We start from the raw sequence: 18,271 nt of genomic DNA, 5'->3' as shown, positions 1-18,271 counted from the left end.
TTTAATCCATTACCGTACGAGTAGGAATCAATTGTTCTTGAACCACTTGTTTATCATTTAGCAGCTTGGAATTTTTTGGATTGCGAAAGCGCAACTCTTCAAAAGGAACCGGCGTTTCACTGTTTATACGCGCTTCCTCAATCAGGTAATGATAAGGCGATTTGCCACACACAGGATCGGCATTTTTAGCGTCTCCAGTCAGCATAAAGGCTTGGCAACGACAGCCGCCGTAATCGCGCTCTTTGTCTGGACAACTTTGGCACATGTCTGGCATCCAGTCGTCACCGCGGAACTGATTGAAGCTGTCAGAGTCATACCAGATGCTTTTTAGCGGAGTGTCTCGTACATTAGGAAACTGTATTGGTAATTGTCTGGCGGCATGGCAAGGTAGGGCTGTACCATCAGGCGCGACGGTCAAGAAAATCTTGCCCCAACCGTCCATACAGGGTTTTGGACGTTCTTCGTAATAATCAGGCACCACAAAAATGAGTTTGCATTTGATGTTTAGTTCTTCAATTTTCTGACGATATTCATTGGTAATGCGTTCGGCTCTGACTACTTGTTCTTTGGTCGGTAATAGACCCTCGATGTTTTCAAAAGCCCAACCATAAAACTGGCAAATAGCAAGCTCAACGGTATCGGCTTCAAGCTCCAAGCACAGCTCAATAATCTGATCAATCTGATCAATATTCTGCCGATGGATGACAAAGTTGAGCACCATTGGGTAGTCATACTGCTTGACCAAACGCGACATCTCATACTTTTGTTCAAAAGCATGTTTTGAGCCAGCCAAGGCATTGTTAACCGTTGGATCACTGGCTTGGAAACTGATCTGGATATGCTGTAGGCCTGCTTCTTTTAGACTCGTGATTCTAGCCTCAGTAAGTCCCATACCTGAGGTGATCAAGTTGGTATAAAAACCTTGCTTATGCGCATAAGCGACTAATTCTTCCAAATCTTGACGAACGAGGGGTTCACCGCCAGAAAACCCAAGCTGCACCGCGCCCATTTGCCGTGCCTGATCAAATACATCAAACCATTCTTGCGTCGTCAGCTCCTGCTTATACTGGGCATAATCAATGGGGTTGGAACAATATGGGCATTGCAGGGGGCAACGATAGGTAAGCTCCGCAAGTAGCCATAACGGAAGTCCTACTGGCGCAGTCATACTAAGTCAATCCAATGTTCACGTTGAGCCACCAACATATATTCGATAATGTCTTGCTCAATCTCAGGAATATCTCCAAACATGGCTTTCACCTTTTTAATAATATCAGCAATGGACGCCTGACCATCAATATGCTGACCGATAACGCTGGCACTGTCATTTAATTTGATCATCCCTTCAGGGTACAGTAAGACATAGGCATTCTGAGCCGGCTCAAACTGAAAGCGATAACCATGACGCCATACTGGTACGATGGCGTGATCTAAATCGGGTATACTCATCTGAACAATCCTTTATGCCAGACATGGTCAGACGTGACACTTTGGTAAGGTGCTTGGTTATGGACATAGGCCAAGCTCAAGGAATCCAATATCGTCCACAAAATATCCAGTTTGAATTGTAGGATCTCGAGCATACGCTCTTGCTGCTCAACTGTTTTGAATGAATCTAAGGTGATGGTCAGACCATGCTCAACATCGCGGCGGGCTTGACTTAGGCGTGAACGGAAATAAGTATACCCTTCTTCTTTAATCCAAGGATAATGTTTTGGCCAAGACTCTAAGCGCGACTGATGGATCTGCGGGGCAAATAGCTCTGTCAGTGAGCTACTAGCGGCTTCACGCCATGAGGTACGACGCGCAAAATTCACGTAAGCATCGACGGCAAAACGCACGCCCGGTAACACCAACTCCTCAGAAATCACTTGCTCGCGGCTAAGACCAACCGCTTCTGCTAGACTTAACCATGCTTCGCGGCCACCACCATCAGGATACACGCCATCTTGATCAATCATGCGCTGAATCCACTCTTGACGCACACGCTGATCGGGGCAATTTGCCATAATTGCCGCATCTTTTAATGGGATGTTTATTTGATAATAAAATCGGTTGGCGACCCATGCTTGGATCTGCTGCTGCGTCGCCTGTCCTTCATGCATCATGATATGAAAGGGATGGTATATATGGTAATACTGACCTTTAGCCATAATCGCTTGTTCAAACGCTTCTGCGCTAAGTGCTGTTTTTTCTTCTTGCATCGTCTTCACCTTGTCTTTGCCTTACAGTTCGATCTGCATGCCATCAAACGCCACTTCGACACCGTGTTGTTTTAATTGAGCCGCCTGTTCAGATTGCTCATTCAATATTGGGTTGGTGTTATTAATGTGGATTAATATTTTGCGAGTATTTTCGAGTTGATCTAAATAATGCAGTGAGCCGTCTTCGCCACTAATATGTAAATGCCCCATGTCTTGACCGGTTTTTGTACCGACACCGCATTCTTGCATCTCATTGTCAGTCCATAGCGTGCCATCAATCATGACGCAATCAGATGCTTTCATAATCTGCATAATGTCATCATCAATCTTACCCAACCCTGGCGCATAAAAGAGCTGTTTTTTTGTTTTTAAATCTTTCACAATCAGGGCAATGTTGTCACCATCATGGGGATCATTACGATGTGGCGAGTAGGGTGGTGCCGAGCTTCTAATCACCAAAGGCGTCAGTTCTAAATTGCTAAAGCCTTCAATGTTAAAGGTTTGTTTCGGATCAATTTGATGATATTGAAGGCCACCATTCCAGTGTTTCAACATATTGAAAATAGGAAATCCTGTCGTAAGATCTTGATAGACCATATCAGTACACCACACAGGAATCGGACAACCTTCGCGCAGGGTTAATAGCCCCGTCGTATGGTCAAGTTGACTGTCCATCAACACCACATTCGTGATGCCTGTGTCTCTCAGTTGGCGCGCTGGCTGTGCCGCCTTAAATTCAAATAATTGCTGGCGAATATCTGGTGACGCGTTGAATAAAATCCAATCGATTCCATTCTCTGATATGGCGATCGAAGATTGGGTACGAGTCTTTGCGTCAATCGTCCCTTGACGAACGCCATGACAATTATGGCAGTTGCAATTCCACTGTGGAAAACCACCACCAGCCGCTGAGCCCAAAACATGAATATACATAAATCAATATTTCCAAAAAAATAAAAGCCCTAATCATCTAGGGCTTCTAATGTATTTAAATTTATTAAATTTTAACGAGCTTCGAAATACATAGTAACTTCGAAACCAATACGGATGTCTTCAAAAGCGGGTTTAGTCCATTTCATGGAGTTACTCCTATAGGATCTTATTGCTTAATAAGTAAGGTGAGTCTTCAATGGTATATAATCTGACCCTTGCTGTCAATTATTTGGACGTTAACATGGATGGGTATTGCCGTTTTAAGGTGTTAGCGGATACCCTCAAAATAAGGGTACGACAAGGTTTATTAATTCATATTAAGATAGAATGCGACAAGTAGTTCAGTCTAAAATATTTAGGCTTTTATAAAGAGTCGATTATGATTCATGGTGATGCTCATCATCGTGTTCAGTTTTTACCCCGAACCAAGCCAGCTGCGATGGTGCAAAGGTCAATTTCAGCTTCGACTCAATTTTTTTAGCGTCAGGATTGATTGCGATGATTTGCTTATTTTCGCTGTCCATCACATAAACCATCTCAGTATTTGGGTTAACGATCAAAGATGGGCCGCCATGACTATAGTTTTTGATTCCATCCGGAATAATGTTTAATGCGGCTACTTGTTTATAGTTCTGTGTCACATCAAGCAGATGCAAGGTTCCTGCATCGTCAAGTAGCATTAAATGCTCACCATGAGCATCAAAATCATAGCTAACGACTCGGCGACTGTTATTCGTCGTCCAAACAATAGGAGCAATATTTTTACTAACAGGATCAATACGGTACGGCTGACCACAGGCAGTGCCAACCAAATAGTTGTGATGATGGTTGGTTACAAACGAACCGATTCGAGCAGGGCTACTGCTACCATCTTCATTTATGCATTGGCTATTGGTCAAGCTGACAGGATAAGTAATTTTTTCAGCACTAAATGCATCACCAGCTTGCTTGACGCTCAAAATACCGTCACTACAAGCGAAAATACTATAGTCAGTGACACTACCACTGCCATGAAGACCCTGACATTTGGTATCAAACGTCTGGTTTAAATGATAGTGGTCATTGTGAAGTTCAAAGACACTGATTGTATCAGCGAGCGCACTACCCACCGTATCATAACGTCCTGTACTGATAACATAGTTCCCGCGAGGCTCTGCTGTACCATGCATGTTAGTATTTAATTTTTGATAAGGAAGTTTGCCATTTGCAATGTCTTTATCCGTTACTAGGGCAAATCCAGCCGCCTGTGCAGGGTTCTCTATTGGATTACCTGCCGCACCCAAGCCATCAAAAAACAATCCAGCTTGTTCGCCATACGTTTGATAATGTACGGGACGGGTATAATTTAACTGTAGTGGCATCTTACTGACGTCTCGAGCATAAGGATGGTCGTGGTCGCCATGGTCTTCAATTTCTAGCCCGCTATGATAAAAGTTTACCCCTTGATTAGTACGGTCGAGTACCAGCACATAATTACCACTTGGACTGGTTTGTAGTGCATCAGCTTGACCTGTTAAGTCCAAATTTTGAATAACTTTGTTTTGAGCAAGACTATAGACATAAGCTTTATTACTGTCTTTTTCGGTAATGAGTATCCGCCCTTGTCTCAGCTCAGCGGTTACCTCTGACTCTTCGTCATGGTCATGGTCTTCTTCGTCATGATCGTGGTCATGGTCTGGTTGCGTTGTTGGTGTTTTGCGATCATCATCTGAGCCACAACCGCTAAGCGCTGTAACCGTTAGTAAGGTAGATAAAGCTAGCGCAATAGATTTACTTAATGGGTGAAACTGAATCATAAAGGTGCTCCATTCATGGGTATTATTTTTACTAGTTGCTATTAAAAAGTCAGAAAAGCCAATATTTAGATGACTGATGGTTAAAAACGATAGGTCACTCCAGCATTTAACGAACGCTCTGGCATAGGTACATGTTCAACCAAATAAGACGCATGGTTATATGCCAGCTCGTTTAAAAGGTTATTAACTTCGAGAAAGGCGGTATAGTCATAAGCGCTAGGACTGTGATAGACAAGCTTGGCGTCAATCATGTTATAACTGGGCGTGTTGGTTTCAAAGTCAGCAATATGGTCTTGCTCAAAACGGTGATATCCAGAAACTACCAAATCGAACTGACCAAATTGAGTCGTAATGTCACCACCAATGCGAGGCGCGACCAATCTTGGTGCATATTTACTGGTGAGATTATTACTGTCTAGCGTTATTAATGCGATGTCAGCAAAGCTACCGATACTGATGTTATTGTTAAGATAGTAGCGGGATTGAATTTCACCACCATAATGTTTTGCGTCGCTTTGAACGTAGTCAACCAATCTAAAACCTGCTGACTCTCCTTCTGTAACGACATCTTGCGTTTTAGCGTAGATATAGTCTTTGCTGTCATTATAAAAAGCAGAAATACTGGTCTCAAAGCTATCGCCATTGTCAAAGCGTAATGTAAGTTCTACACTATTAGTGGACTCTTCTTTTAACTGGCCATTACCGCGCTCCCAAGTATTGGTCGCTAGATGGGCACCATTAGAGAACAACTCTTGTGAGGAGGGCAGTCTTTCAGAATGACTTATTCTTGCAGACAGTTGTGTGTTGGGCGTAAGGTACTTACCCCCTTCTAAGCTGACAGAAGTACCAGTATGTGCTTTGTCGATGTTGTTTTCGGTATCGGTCAGGTTTTGGAAATCTTGACGACCGCCAAATTCAATATACCAAGGACTTCTTCCTTGTTTGCTTACGATGGCATTGGTGTTAGTGCTTTCATCAGTAGTGTCCGCATGACCACCGTGATTGTGCCCCGCATGTTCATCAGCTGATGAAAACGTATTGTCGGCGAACTTATCGACATTTTCTATTTTTGCACCAAGGTAATTTGGCGTGAGTCGCTCAATAAAAAATAGTCCCACTTGAGTACGATCCGTTTTTGGAAGGTAACCTTCTAGTCCTACCGCTGAAAACTCGCTATTGGTATAATCTATGCCAACCACCCCTTTCATAAAACCTAAATTGCCCGTTTTATGAGTTGCATGCGTTGCTTGGGTACGCGCACTGATGGCCCTATTTTTGAAAGTAGTGCCAGCCACGCCTTCATCTATCTCATCATGGCGATAATCCGTATAACTAATCTTGGCATTGATATTATCAACTCCAATCATAGGTATTTGCCGCTCGGCATAGAGCTGATAGACGTCTGAAGTCAAATCCACATAAGGCGCTTCACCATGATCGTGGTCATGTTCATGGTCGTGCTCACCTGCGCAGCTAAGACTATTGGGATTGTTGCTGTTAGGCGAGCACTCGCTATGAACATGGAATGGCAGACCATATTCTGAGGACTGACGTTGGTACGAGCCGCCGATATACCCCAAATCAGTCACATACGACAACCCAATACTGCCATTCTCTTGGGTATACCAACTGTTGCTAATCTCATCCGTGTCCCAATGAGGTACTTGAATATTGCCTTTGTCCGTCTTTTGATAACGTCCACTCCAAAGCCAATTATCACCAATACCGCCATTAAGCTCCGCATAACCAAGATAACCATCGGTGGCTTGTTGACCGATTAGCGACACTCTACCATTCAGGTTTTTCTGAGACGATTGGTTTGGAATGGTGTTGTCAACAATATTGACCACCCCGCCTATAGCACCGCCACCGTACATCAACGCCGATGTACCTTTGATAACCTCAATTTGTCTGGCACCCAATATAGGTACAGATATTTGATGGTCTGGAGAAATCTGTGATGCATCTTGAACCGTCAAGCCATTTTGCATCACCTGAACACGTGGTGCACTCTGTCCGCGAATAATTGGTCGACTCGCGCCTTGTCCAAAACTGTCGGTAGATACGCCTACCTCGTTTGCCAATGCATCACCAAGCGTACTGTTGACTTGAGAATCTAGCGCCTCACCAGTAACAATGCTGGTTGCTGTCGCCATCTCGTTTGCTTGTGGGAGTAAAGGGTTTGAGGTAACAATAATCGTGTCTAAAGTGGTTGAGGGCACCGTCATATCGGATAACCCATTATCAATAGATATCGTAAGCTCAGTGTCTTTTAACTGAGTTTCTGCCGCCATGACGGGTAGGCTTGCCATACCTAGAGCAGCAGCTACTGAAAATATAACTGTAGCTTGTTTAACACTGAAGTTAAAGGAAGAAATAGGAGCGTAATAATGCTCTTTTAACCTATTGATATGAAAATTTTTAGACATGAGAGTACCAAAATTAAAAGTTAGGTGAATGCAAATCAATAATAGGATTAATTGTTATGTTATAATATAACATTACCTAAGTATACATATAATTTATATTTTGGAAGGAATCTTTATATTTTGGTAAGAAAAAACTTCTTTGATGGACTCAACTTATATTGAGGTTACTTGTAATGGGTGAGGCATGCTCAGATAAATAAGGTTATGCAAAATACTATTTATTGATAAGGTTTTTGATGGAATACTATAATCAGAACGTAGAAACTGGTATCGCTTATCTTATTCAAAATTTTTTGGCGTCTGTCGCTCCTGAGCCCTATTCGGACATGATGGGGTTTCTGGAAAATAGTACGGCAGTGCAACGCCTCATTGGTGGCCGCACTTAAAACAACCTAAGACTTGCAGCACACTTTGGCGTTATTCCAATTGCCGATCAAAAGGCGCTGGCTTGTAGGGCGCATGTTAAATAGTATCAATACGCTAAAATCACGCCTTACTGAGAATAAAAATAAAAAACCCTTGCAGCGCGTGGCTTACAAGGGTTTATCGGTAACTATCGTAATGTTTGATGGTGCGCCCACCACGCAAAGAATAACTTATTAGAAGTGTTTTAATGTAAGGGTTTTAGGGCTGTACATATTATTTTTAACAACAAATTTAACAACTTGTATAGCACTATCAACTTGCCATCCGATTGATATTGGCTTCTATATCATGAATGACCCGATTTGATAATTCTTTCTCGATATCATGGTCGTTAATCATTGTCAGAAAATCTTTGGCCACTGATGTTACTTGTTCAATAATAGCCTGTGCCTTATTTTGCTTAATGTCAGCAAGTTTAGCCAATTTTAGTAAGTGTGAGAGGGTGGGATGTCGAGCTTCACCTGCCACATCCATCTGATGGTAACCATTCATACCTGAATTATAGGCGATATCATAGACGGGCGATAACGACCATCTGCCAGTCTCGTCCATCATAAAAGAGAAGTTCTTGCTATGATCGTCTTTATTATTAAAGATGACATTAAATACCGCATGTCTAAAGGCTGCCTCTACGGCAACTTGTGATTGGGTCAACATACGCACGCAGCGCAAATACTGCAAATAATCTATTGAAGGAATTCGAAAGTCGATATCTAACAAACCCGCCAATGTATGTATATGAACGCGTTGACTACCGATACGATCAAAGCGTTCAACTCCAAAGGCTGCAGATTTTTCACCGATATCAAAATAATGATGAGCTGGCATATTTAGTCCAGATTGCTTTGCCATATCAGCATAAAGCGATTCTAATAAACAAACACTTTTATGCTCAGACTGAGCCGGGAACTTAATCAGCCATGGCGTTGCGGATGAGTAGTCACGTGTTAAATCCGTGGTAATAAAGTCACTTGATTTATCGTATAAAACCAGCGCTTTTGGTCTTGCGCCTTGTGGTGAGCCACCGATGACTATAAGTTCGGCTAATATATCACTGTCTTGACCTGATAAAATCGATTGATTGGCAGCCGCCAGTTTGGCTAAAGTCAGCTCACCTGTATCAATAGTGTCAGATAAATCGTGCTCAGGCTCAAAGCTAAGTGCGCCCATTGCAGAATCGCCAATATAAGCCAAACGATCCAAAACACTCACTTGTTGTGCAGAGCTGTCCATAAATTTGCGAAAAAATCTATCCATGAGTAGCATACCCCAGCCATCGGGCAAGCTATCCGATAATAATCCGCATAAGTAATGGCTCGACGCATGAGTACCATAATACGGTGCTGCTCGTAATGGCATCTCAATGGGTGACAGCTCCAGTCCATCAGCCAGCCACGCTGCATCATAGCCAAAGGTAGGGCGTCGTCCATCCATCGTTAATTTACCGATAAGACGCTTTGCACCAAAGCCTCGATAGTAAACATTAACAATTGATATCGGTTGATACATAGATTTACTCACCGCTTTTATTTGAGGCACGCAGGCGTGGATTTTGCTTAGCGATAACATCTTCTATGCTGGTAGGTGCCACATCAAACAATTCAGCAAAATGATTGACCATACCAAGTGCTATAGCAAGCCTGATGATATTGTCTAGTGTACCGCCTTGACCTGATTCAATGCGAGCCACAGTACTGATACCAATCCCAGACCTTTCTGCTAAAGCCGCTTGGGTGAGATTCAATGATAACCGCTGCGTTCTTAAGCGTTGACCTAAAGTCTCGGCAATCTCACTTGGCGTATAGAAATCAAACCTTATAGTCATAATTTAATCAATCATATAAGAGTGTTAAACCACTATTTTAGCACTTAGTCATTCAAATATGAATGCTTGTTTTTCTAGAATAAATAATTAGCAAAAAATATTTGTAATCAATAACTGTTCGATATATAGATTCACCATAAAAATAGTGAGTCTATATATGCAAGTGTTTTGAGAATAGATATAGCTGGTTACATTTTAAGCCTTTTGACGGTCAGTATTACGTGATGACAGCGCTTTTGGTAAGACCAGCAAGGTCAAAATTAAATGTCCGCCTGTCCAGATAGTTGCCTCTAATAGGTGTAGTATGAGTATGTAGTTAAGCATAAATGGATATTCTTAAAATCCATAAAACATGACTTTATTTTGATTGTCTGAGGGAGTTAATCATGAAACGCGCCGCACAATTACAGCCATTATCCCGTCAACATCACCTTGGCCTGAATATATCTCGACATGCAAAAGAATGTACTGATGAACCTAAAGAAATTGCCAAGCATTGGCTGAATCTAACGTCTTATATTAACGAGATGCAAAACCATTTTCAGATTGAAGATAACCTAATCGCCAACGCTTTACAGCCGTATTGTAACGCCAAACCAGCAGTGGCATCGGCGCTGAATACCCTCGATGAGCAACATAAATCCCTGCATGCACTCATGGAAGAGATTCAAGAATCTACACAGTCTCAAAGCAATCCCGTCACGATGATACAAGTCAGAAAACTGGGCACTTTACTATACGACCATATTCGTTTTGAAGAACGTGAGCTGTTTCCCATGGTTGAGAGCTATCTAACAAAAGAAGCGCTAGATGCCATTTATGATGCTAGCCCAAATAGTATCAAACGCCCAGACGAGCATCGCTAAAAGGCCGTCATTTACAGATTTTCAAATAGGGCGCGCAGATAATCAGGGAAATCTGTCGCCACGTTTGCTGCACCGTCGCAGATAGAGGCTTTGAAACATTAATCTCAGTCGCACGGTGTTTTCTAAATTAAATCTCCTATATCAGGTAAGCATCATCGACACTTCGCTTAATGCAAGGGCTTATTTAAATTAACCGCCCGCCACGGGTGTGATAAAAACCACACTGTCGCCATCATAAATTTGATCTGTCCACTTAGCAAAATAATCATTCACTGCCACGCGTAGCTCCGACTGTGGACGATTAAAGCGATGCTTTTGGCGCAGCTGTTCATACAACTCGGTCAATAAAGTCGACTGTTGTACAGTGACGTTTTCTTCATAGCAGTTGGCCTCATCCGCCAAGCTGGCAAAATATAGAACATTGATGTTCATGGCGGTGTCTGTACTCTTTTCTACCAAAATGCTCATAGCAGCTTCCATGGTTTGTTAAGTATCTAACGGTAGGTCTATCACGAATGACTAGGATTGGTGCGCATAAAATGCGGTACAAAGTTACAAGGGCGAGTGCGGCTATCAAACTGTTCTTTTAAGATACCTTCCCAACCAGTGCGACAAGCACCTGACGAGCCGGGCAAACAAAAAATCCCCGTACCATTTGCCATTCCTGCAATCGCACGCGACTGCACCGTTGACATACCGATCTCATCTTTTGAGATAAGACGGAACATCTCACCAAAACCATCAATGGATTTATCAAACAAGATATTAACCGCTTCCGGCATACTGTCACGGATATAAAATCCTGTGCCACCAGTCGTGATCACAGCATGGATGTTGGGGTTTGCAATCCACCCGCTAATAACGGCTCTAATCTGATAAATATCGTCAATGATTAGCTGACGATCAGCCAATTGATGCCCTGCTGTTTTTAGCTGATCAACCAAATACTGTCCCGAGGTATCTTCTGCAAGTGTGCGACTGTCAGAGACCGTCAAGATGGCGATATTAAGCGCGGTAAATGGTGCTTGTGGCTTACTCATAAATGTTCCTTAATAACTATAATGTTCAATAAAGGTAGAGAAGAAATTTGATTATGCATCAACTAACCACCGATTAAAGACAGATTGTGCATGATGCCGCTGTTCGAGTCATGAAGCTGGTGATGCTCAGGTTTAATCGGCATAAAGCTATGTAAAGTATTGACCAATCCTGCGACATCATTTTGCTGTAGATGCTTACGAATGTCGTAATTACCTTGGTCAAACAAACACAGATGTACTTTGCCTTGGCTGCTGACCCGCAGACGATTACAGCTGTCACAAAAATGGGGAGCATAAGGCGCAATCATACCGATGCGTCCTTGATAATCAGGATGGCCATACTCTATCGCTGGACCGTCACTGCTGCCACGCTTCAGAGTCTGCCAGCCGTGCTTTAGTAAATAATCGGTAATAATATCGGAATGCGCATGCTGAGCAAAAAACAAGTCGCGGTTGTCACTGGTTTGCATAAACTCAATAAATCGATAAGTGACCGGTCTGTCTTTGACATAGTCGATGGCACTCATTAGATTTTCAAAGGCTGTTTCGGCCATCAAAATACTGTTTATTTTAAGCTTAATGTTTGTAGTCGCTAACAATGTATCCATATCCTTTAGCAACTGCGGCAATATATCAAAGCCAGTCATTTTATAAAAAGTCGCGGCGTCAAAGCTGTCTACACTGATATTGATTTGGTCTAGTCCAGCCTTTTGCCAATCCGCCAAGTGCTTACCAAGCTTATAACCATTACTGGTCATAGCGACCGTTTCAATACCTTTGGTTTGTTTGATGGTTTTAATGATATCAACGACATCACGGCGTATAGACGGCTCACCGCCCGTGATCCTTACTTTTTTAGTACCTACTTGGGCAAAACCACGAACTAAAGTGGCGATTTCAGTGACACTAAGCTCATTCTGTGGCGGTTTGCCTTGATAGCCATTTGGCAAGCAATACTCACAGCGGAAATTACAAAAATCCGTGATTGACAGTCGCAAATAAGTCAGACGTCTTGCAAAACTATCTGTCAGTGGTTGAGAAGGCGTTGTAGGGAAGTGAGATGACGAGATAGCAGAGGTTGCTAATGCGTGACGAGCAAGAACATCGGGTGCAGCGGTAGGCGAATACCCTTGAGTATTTCCTACGATGGGGACAAGATGGTTCATAGATGATTACCATTCATATTAAGTATGTGGTGTACTTTTAGGCATTGCCTCAGGTTGTGAGTGGGAGCGTTGTATTTGCATCTTATGCTGTATTCAAGTCTTATTATGACAAATTGCAAGCAAATAACCATTCACCCTAAGGCGGCTATCTTCTACCACCAAAGTAGTAGTGATTGGCTGTCTTAGGGTGAATGAAATTGAAATGATTATGAATGAAAAACCCAAGGGAAGGGCTGAACGCGAACTTGTTCACCAGCGGAGATGTTGCCTGCGTCTTGAGGCAACACGATAAAGCAATTGGCGCGACTAAGTTGCTTAATACGGTGCGATTGCTGAGTTGAGAAACAGTCAACTTGATAGCTGCCTGTCTCGTTTTGCGTTAGTATCGCGCTCTGAAAGTCAGTACGTCCGGTTGATTTTAAGATGTCATTCATTAGTAGAGCTTGGACGTTTAACTGCTTGGGTTGCTCTGACAAGCTAGCGCCTGATAGCTGCCACAATGCTGGAATCACAAACTGTAATGTGCTGACCACTGTTGATAGCGGATTGCCCGGTAGGCCAAAGTATAATACTGGCTTATCAACTTTTTTTGTTAATTCGCCGAACACGAAAGGTTTGCCCGGCTTCATCGCTACTTTGTAATGATTAATTTGACCCAAATGCTCAATGACTGGCGTCAAAAAATCATAGTCACCCACCGATACTCCAGCAGTAGAAATTAACACATCACACTTTTGCATGGCTTTATTAATGACTTTAGTGAGCTGAGCCATATTATCAGGGACGATTCCATAGTCATGAATAACGATAGGTAAAGGGTCTAATAGGCTTTTGAGGGTTGGGGTGTTGGAATTGTATATTTGTGCTAACGTTTTTAGCTTACCGCTAAGTGCGATAAGTTCGTCACCAGTCGCCAGCAGTCCTACAGTGAGCGGTTTAAATACTTTTACTTTGCCGATACCCAAATTGGCCAGTAAGCTGATATCAGCAGGGTTGATACGCTTCCCTTGCTGTAAGACCAGCTCATTTTTCTGAATCTCCTCTCCTTGCTTACGAATATTGGCATCTACCTCTGCCGCTTTTGATAAAATGATGTTGTAAGGCTGAGTTTTATCGATATTGTCTTTTATATGAGCAAAATTGGTGTTTTCTTGCATAATAACCGTATTGCACCTATTCGGCACTACTGCACCAGTAAAGATACGAATGCCTTGACCCTTCTTTACCTTACCTATGTAAGGTGCACCCGCTTGAGACTCTCCAATAATTTCGATGATAACGCCTTTAGAAAGGTCACTATTGTGAGCAATAGCATAACCATCCATCGCAGATACATTCTGCCTGGGCACCGCAAATGATGAGATAACATACTCAGCCAATATTTGGTTAAGGCTGTCTGACAGAGAACAGGTACTGACTGGTCTTTTACATAGTGGCCAGTCGTTTTGATTGTAGCTGTTTACTCGCTGTTTGATTGCTGACTGTAACGCTTCAACCGTAATCATAACTTTATACCCTTTTTACTAACCATAAGCATTCGCATCTCACCAGAGACACCTTGGAAATAATGAACTAACCCCGAAAGACGTTTTCTTGCTCAAGGGTCATCTCAATGCCTTCTATATTTGCGGCATTGGCTAAGGTAAACAGGTAATCGCATAATGATTGGTGAAATGCTTGTTGGCTCAGCTTGTTATGGATGGCTGGGCTGACTTGCTCATACGTCATTTGTATCCCTGACTCTTTATTAAGCACCTCAACAATGTGAAAACCATACCTGCTTTCGATGGGGCTCGCCGCTAGACCTGCCTTTAATTTGAATAACGTCCCTTCAAATTCTGGCACGGTTTGTCCTTTACTAATGATACCCAGTTCACCACCTTGTTCTTTTGACGGACAAGCAGAATGCTGGCGTGCCAATTGGATAAATTCTGCATCAGAGTTGGCATTATTTTTGATTTGTTCGATAAATTCGTAAGCGGTCTTTTTAAGATTTAAGCGCTCATCGCCATCTTCAGGCAAACACGCCAGCAAGATATGGCGCACTGTCATAATAGGATCGGTCATAAAATCAGTGATATTTTGCTTATAGTAACGCTCACACGTTGCCATATCAGGAATCGTCGCTTGTACATTAGTGTCTATTAAAACAGAGATTGCTTTTTCTTCGTCATCTAACCATGCAGCCTCACCGAGGCTTGGCTCATCTAAAACGGCAAGTTTAAGCAGTTCGCGAACGACTAAAGCCTGAGTCGCCAAAAAGACAGCGTCCTCTTTGTTTTCTGCCGGATGGTATTGTAGCTCTTGCGCGATAGCCATTCTGTCTATCATCACGCCATTTACCAGCACAGAAGGTAATTCATCACGGCTAGAGGCGATTAGATTTTTATGGTTGCTGCGTTCTTCTGCCATTGCTTTTTCGATAAATTCTTGGTCAGAATGCGGTTTTTGCAGATCCGTCAAGGTTGGCATTAGATGCACGATATCATCACCATGACTATGATTGTGCTCATGGCTATGATCGTGGCTGTGGTCATGGCCACAATCATGACCGCTATGTGTGTTATCAGCACTAGTAGAAGCATGAGCGGCATGGTTATCACTGTTAATATGACTACTGGCGTTATTATTAGTAGCATGGTCGGCTGGATTATAAGTACTGACAGTCATCGTTGCTGCTCCGCTAAAAATTCAGGTAATAAACGTTCAAAAGAGCTATTCCTAAACGTCTATTAATATTTTGGTTATCAGATTAAGAGGCTTGCAAACTCATCTTAGGGCCAAATGGTTCATAGTGAACGCTATCAACACCATGCTCTAAAGTCATTAATCCATCAATAATACTTTCCATAAACGGCATAGATCCGCATACATACACATCGGCAGGCTTTGGCAAGGTAGCTAACCACGCGTTATCTAACAGCTGCCCATCTTCAAAATAAAAGATATGTTTTTCGACATTGGCAGCTGACGCTAATAGCTCATGAGTCTTATCATTGAAGGCATGATGATCCTTATTTTGGCACGCATACACCCAAATGATAGGGCGCTTTGGATTGGCTGCTACTTGCGCCTCTAACATCGATAATATAGGCGTTACCCCAACCCCCGCACTGATAAGCACTAATGGAATGTCATTTTGTATAATCAGGGCTTTATTCAAAGCAAAATCACCCGCTGGTGCCGATAATGAAACCGTATCGCCAACTTGCAAGTCATCATGCAAATAATTAGAGACCAATCCACGATGCTCGTCACGATTGTCACGTCTTACTGCAAACTGAATACCATTATCGGTACGCGCTGAGTATAAAGAGTAATGACGTAATGCTAAATGCTCGCTATTTTTGGGATTTGTTTTTACAGTGATATATTGACCAGCGGTTAAATTAAGTGTGCTCAAATCAATGTTTTGGCTACTGTCTACTGGCACCACCGTAAAGGCAGCAATGTCGGTAGCGGCGGCTACTTTTTCGATGACTTTAAACGCGGCAAAACCTTGCCACATCTCCTCTTTATACATATCCTTTTCAAGTTGAATAAAAACATTCGCAATCTCATCATAAGCTTCAGTCCACGCATTGATGATGTCATCATTTGCCGCTTCGCCAAGCACTTGTTTTATAGCGCCAATCAGGTGCTTACCAACGATAGGATAATGCTCGGGTAGGATTTGTAGCGCGCGATGTTTATGACTGATGCCAGTCACTTGTGGTAGTAGAACGGCTAAGTGTTCGATATTTTTAGCCGCTGCTAATACCGTCGAGGCCAGTGCGTTTTGTTGACGTCCTAGCTTTTGGTTGGTTTCATTAAAAATATCTAGCAGTTCAGGATGTTCAATGAACATATTTTTGTAGAATACTTTGGTGATTGCAGTACCATGTTCTTCAAGAACTGGAACGGTTGCTTTTATAATTTCTATTGTTTGAGTAGAAGCCATTAGAAGGTCCTTTTGAGTAAGTTTATGAATTAAAAAAATAAGCAGTATTACATTCTTTATTGAGACTGCTTTTGTCTCACAATCTGATAACGGCGACCAAGATACCAAATAGGCGCGCTAATGATATGTATCAGTCGAGTGAAAGGGAAGATCATCACAAGGGTGATGCCTAGCGCCATGTGCAATTGATAAATCAAGTCGGTCTGTTCGATACGCGCTGCTGCATGCCAAGGTCTTAAGATAGTAATGTCTTGAGCCCAACCTGCTAAGTTCAGCATGGTTAAACCATCTAAATGCTTCACTGAGGTAAAAATAGACAACAGACCTAGATTGAGTTGAATAAATAACAGCACCAGTATCAGCTTGTCTGAAAACGATGAGGTATTGGAGATACGATCATCAGTAAAGCGCCGCCACATGAGCATGACTAAGCCGAACCAACAAAATACCCCTGCGATACCACCGACGACCACTGCCAAAATCTGCTTATGGCCGGCGCTAATAAATCGATCATAGAGAAAATGCGGCGTCAACATACCGAATAAATGCCCAAGTAATACCACGATAATTCCAACATGGAATAAATTGCTGGCAAGACGCATATTTTTGGTTCTTAGCATCTGCGTTGAGCCGGTTTTCCACGAATACTGAGATAAATCAAAACGTACCCAAGTGCCAATGATAGCGATGGTTAATGCCACATACGGATAAACGCCAAAAAGAAAGATTTGCAGCCAATTTAGATTGGCTAAAGACTGTACACTAGGATCTGCAATATTCATATCATCTCTCCTTATGATTGTTTAACCGCTATATTGGTTTTAAAATCTACCCAGTGCACAGGAGCGTCGACAGCGTTTGGATTGGCTCTAACGCCCGCTTTTGCCGCCAGATTTTGGGTGCTAGTCTGAGACGAGCAACGCTCTTCTTGTTGCGCATCCAAGAACGTGACCACTTCTTCTTCCCACTCTTTGTCCAATGCTTCAAAGCTGTCATCAGGTTTTTCTTTGCTGATTTTTTCTTGATACTCTTCGACCATATCAAGAGGCTTACCAGCAATCTGCAATAGCGCATTAAAGCAGCCTTTATACATACTGCCGCGGTGTTCGAGTCTGGCAGCAAGTAATGCAATGATGTGGCTGACATCAGCGATATCCATACGAATCTGAATATCATCGTCGATAACCGTTGCTTGATACGCTAAAAACTCAAGATATAAAGGCAAATAGTCGGGCAGCTCTTTCACGCTAATCTCAAAGCCAGCTTCTTCATACTGACCCATCAAATCAACCATGGCTTGACCGCGATCACGTGACTCGCCATGCACATGTTCAAACAACCACAGCGATAAAGACCGACCACGCTCAAACAGCCCGTCATAACGAGCTTGCGCCTCAAGCGATCCGGTATCGATTAAGTCTTCAATCAAGTCGATGATTTGTTGACGCACTGCTGGGCTGATAATGGTTGATCTAGCGACAATCTCTGTACAATCCGCAAAGGTATCACCCAAAAACAGCTCATTATCTGGATAGTCAATGAGTAAGCTCAGTACCTTTAGAAGCTTTAAGTCCGATGCGCCAATGAGGGGTGGGGCAATAGACTCATCTACTGAATGGTTATGATCAAGTTGAGTAGTTTGCATG

At 42.7% G+C, this 18,271-nt stretch carries 18 protein-coding genes; 1 reads left to right on the top strand and 17 read right to left on the bottom strand.

Going from position 1 to position 18,271, the window contains the following annotated elements; translation table 11 throughout:
* Position 1: 1 nt before the first annotated feature.
* The 9 genes from pqqE to JMY02_RS04095 form a co-directional block, all read right to left on the bottom strand.
* On the bottom strand, positions 2 to 1,168 hold the full coding sequence (gene pqqE, locus JMY02_RS04135) for a pyrroloquinoline quinone biosynthesis protein PqqE (RefSeq protein WP_201595462.1): 1,167 nt from the start codon (positions 1,166 to 1,168) through the stop codon (positions 2 to 4).
* On the bottom strand, positions 1,165 to 1,449 hold the full coding sequence (gene pqqD, locus JMY02_RS04130; protein WP_201595460.1) for a pyrroloquinoline quinone biosynthesis peptide chaperone PqqD: 285 nt from the start codon (positions 1,447 to 1,449) through the stop codon (positions 1,165 to 1,167). The genes pqqE and pqqD overlap by 4 nt, the downstream gene beginning before the upstream one ends.
* Complete coding sequence (gene pqqC, locus JMY02_RS04125; RefSeq protein WP_201595458.1) at positions 1,446 to 2,204, bottom strand: pyrroloquinoline-quinone synthase PqqC; 759 nt, start codon at positions 2,202 to 2,204, stop codon at positions 1,446 to 1,448. Before pqqC ends, pqqD begins: the two co-directional genes overlap by 4 nt.
* A 21-nt stretch (positions 2,205 to 2,225) precedes the next feature.
* Complete coding sequence (gene pqqB / locus JMY02_RS04120; RefSeq protein WP_201595456.1) at positions 2,226 to 3,137, bottom strand: pyrroloquinoline quinone biosynthesis protein PqqB; 912 nt, start codon at positions 3,135 to 3,137, stop codon at positions 2,226 to 2,228.
* Positions 3,138 to 3,208: 71 nt separating this feature from the next.
* On the bottom strand, positions 3,209 to 3,283 hold the full coding sequence (gene pqqA, locus JMY02_RS04115) for a pyrroloquinoline quinone precursor peptide PqqA (RefSeq protein WP_084606225.1): 75 nt from the start codon (positions 3,281 to 3,283) through the stop codon (positions 3,209 to 3,211).
* Positions 3,284 to 3,514: 231 nt separating this feature from the next.
* Complete coding sequence (locus JMY02_RS04110; RefSeq protein WP_201595454.1) at positions 3,515 to 4,933, bottom strand: hypothetical protein; 1,419 nt, start codon at positions 4,931 to 4,933, stop codon at positions 3,515 to 3,517.
* An 80-nt stretch (positions 4,934 to 5,013) separates the two neighbouring features.
* Positions 5,014 to 7,362: a TonB-dependent receptor gene (locus tag JMY02_RS04105; protein WP_201595452.1), complete on the bottom strand. Its 2,349-nt coding sequence runs from the start codon at positions 7,360 to 7,362 to the stop codon at positions 5,014 to 5,016.
* A gap of 678 nt (positions 7,363 to 8,040) precedes the next feature.
* A complete protein-coding gene (locus JMY02_RS04100) occupies positions 8,041 to 9,297 on the bottom strand; it encodes a type II toxin-antitoxin system HipA family toxin (RefSeq protein ID WP_201595449.1) in 1,257 nt (418 codons plus the stop codon).
* Between the two features lie 4 nt (positions 9,298 to 9,301).
* A complete protein-coding gene (locus JMY02_RS04095; RefSeq protein WP_201595446.1) occupies positions 9,302 to 9,613 on the bottom strand; it encodes a helix-turn-helix domain-containing protein in 312 nt (103 codons plus the stop codon).
* A gap of 386 nt (positions 9,614 to 9,999) precedes the next feature.
* Here JMY02_RS04095 and JMY02_RS04090 point away from each other — a divergent pair, with 386 nt between their 5' ends.
* The gene (locus tag JMY02_RS04090) at positions 10,000 to 10,479 is read left to right on the top strand and encodes a hemerythrin domain-containing protein (protein WP_201595443.1); all 480 of its coding nucleotides are present in this window, start codon (positions 10,000 to 10,002) and stop codon (positions 10,477 to 10,479) included.
* 189 nt (positions 10,480 to 10,668) lie between these two features.
* Here JMY02_RS04090 and JMY02_RS04085 read toward each other — a convergent pair whose 3' ends face one another.
* The 8 genes from JMY02_RS04085 to narJ form a co-directional block, all read right to left on the bottom strand.
* Entirely contained in the window at positions 10,669 to 10,947 is a 279-nt protein-coding gene (locus JMY02_RS04085) for a MoaD/ThiS family protein (RefSeq protein ID WP_201595440.1), read from the bottom strand.
* A 41-nt stretch (positions 10,948 to 10,988) separates the two neighbouring features.
* Positions 10,989 to 11,519, bottom strand: a complete 531-nt coding sequence (moaB, locus tag JMY02_RS04080) for a molybdenum cofactor biosynthesis protein B (RefSeq protein WP_201595437.1) — start codon at positions 11,517 to 11,519, stop codon at positions 10,989 to 10,991.
* Between the two features lie 62 nt (positions 11,520 to 11,581).
* The gene (gene moaA / locus JMY02_RS04075) at positions 11,582 to 12,685 is read right to left on the bottom strand and encodes a GTP 3',8-cyclase MoaA (RefSeq protein WP_201595434.1); all 1,104 of its coding nucleotides are present in this window, start codon (positions 12,683 to 12,685) and stop codon (positions 11,582 to 11,584) included.
* Positions 12,686 to 12,891: 206 nt separating this feature from the next.
* Positions 12,892 to 14,190 (bottom strand): molybdopterin molybdotransferase MoeA, encoded by a 1,299-nt coding sequence (locus JMY02_RS04070; protein WP_201595431.1) that lies wholly within the window; start codon positions 14,188 to 14,190, stop codon positions 12,892 to 12,894.
* A 67-nt stretch (positions 14,191 to 14,257) separates the two neighbouring features.
* The gene (locus tag JMY02_RS04065; RefSeq protein WP_201595429.1) at positions 14,258 to 15,355 is read right to left on the bottom strand and encodes a peptidylprolyl isomerase; all 1,098 of its coding nucleotides are present in this window, start codon (positions 15,353 to 15,355) and stop codon (positions 14,258 to 14,260) included.
* Positions 15,356 to 15,437: 82 nt separating this feature from the next.
* Complete coding sequence (locus tag JMY02_RS04060) at positions 15,438 to 16,625, bottom strand: globin domain-containing protein (RefSeq protein WP_201595427.1); 1,188 nt, start codon at positions 16,623 to 16,625, stop codon at positions 15,438 to 15,440.
* Positions 16,626 to 16,681: 56 nt separating this feature from the next.
* Positions 16,682 to 17,407, bottom strand: a complete 726-nt coding sequence (narI, locus tag JMY02_RS04055; RefSeq protein ID WP_021814587.1) for a respiratory nitrate reductase subunit gamma — start codon at positions 17,405 to 17,407, stop codon at positions 16,682 to 16,684.
* A gap of 11 nt (positions 17,408 to 17,418) precedes the next feature.
* Entirely contained in the window at positions 17,419 to 18,270 is an 852-nt protein-coding gene (gene narJ, locus JMY02_RS04050; protein ID WP_201595425.1) for a nitrate reductase molybdenum cofactor assembly chaperone, read from the bottom strand.
* Between the last annotated feature and the right edge of the window lies 1 nt (position 18,271).

Source organism: Psychrobacter vallis (assembly GCF_904846715.1).
Taxonomy (GTDB): domain Bacteria; phylum Pseudomonadota; class Gammaproteobacteria; order Pseudomonadales; family Moraxellaceae; genus Psychrobacter; species Psychrobacter vallis.
The sequence above is the reverse complement of the archived record's forward strand: the minus strand, read 5'-3'. Positions and strand labels throughout refer to the sequence as shown.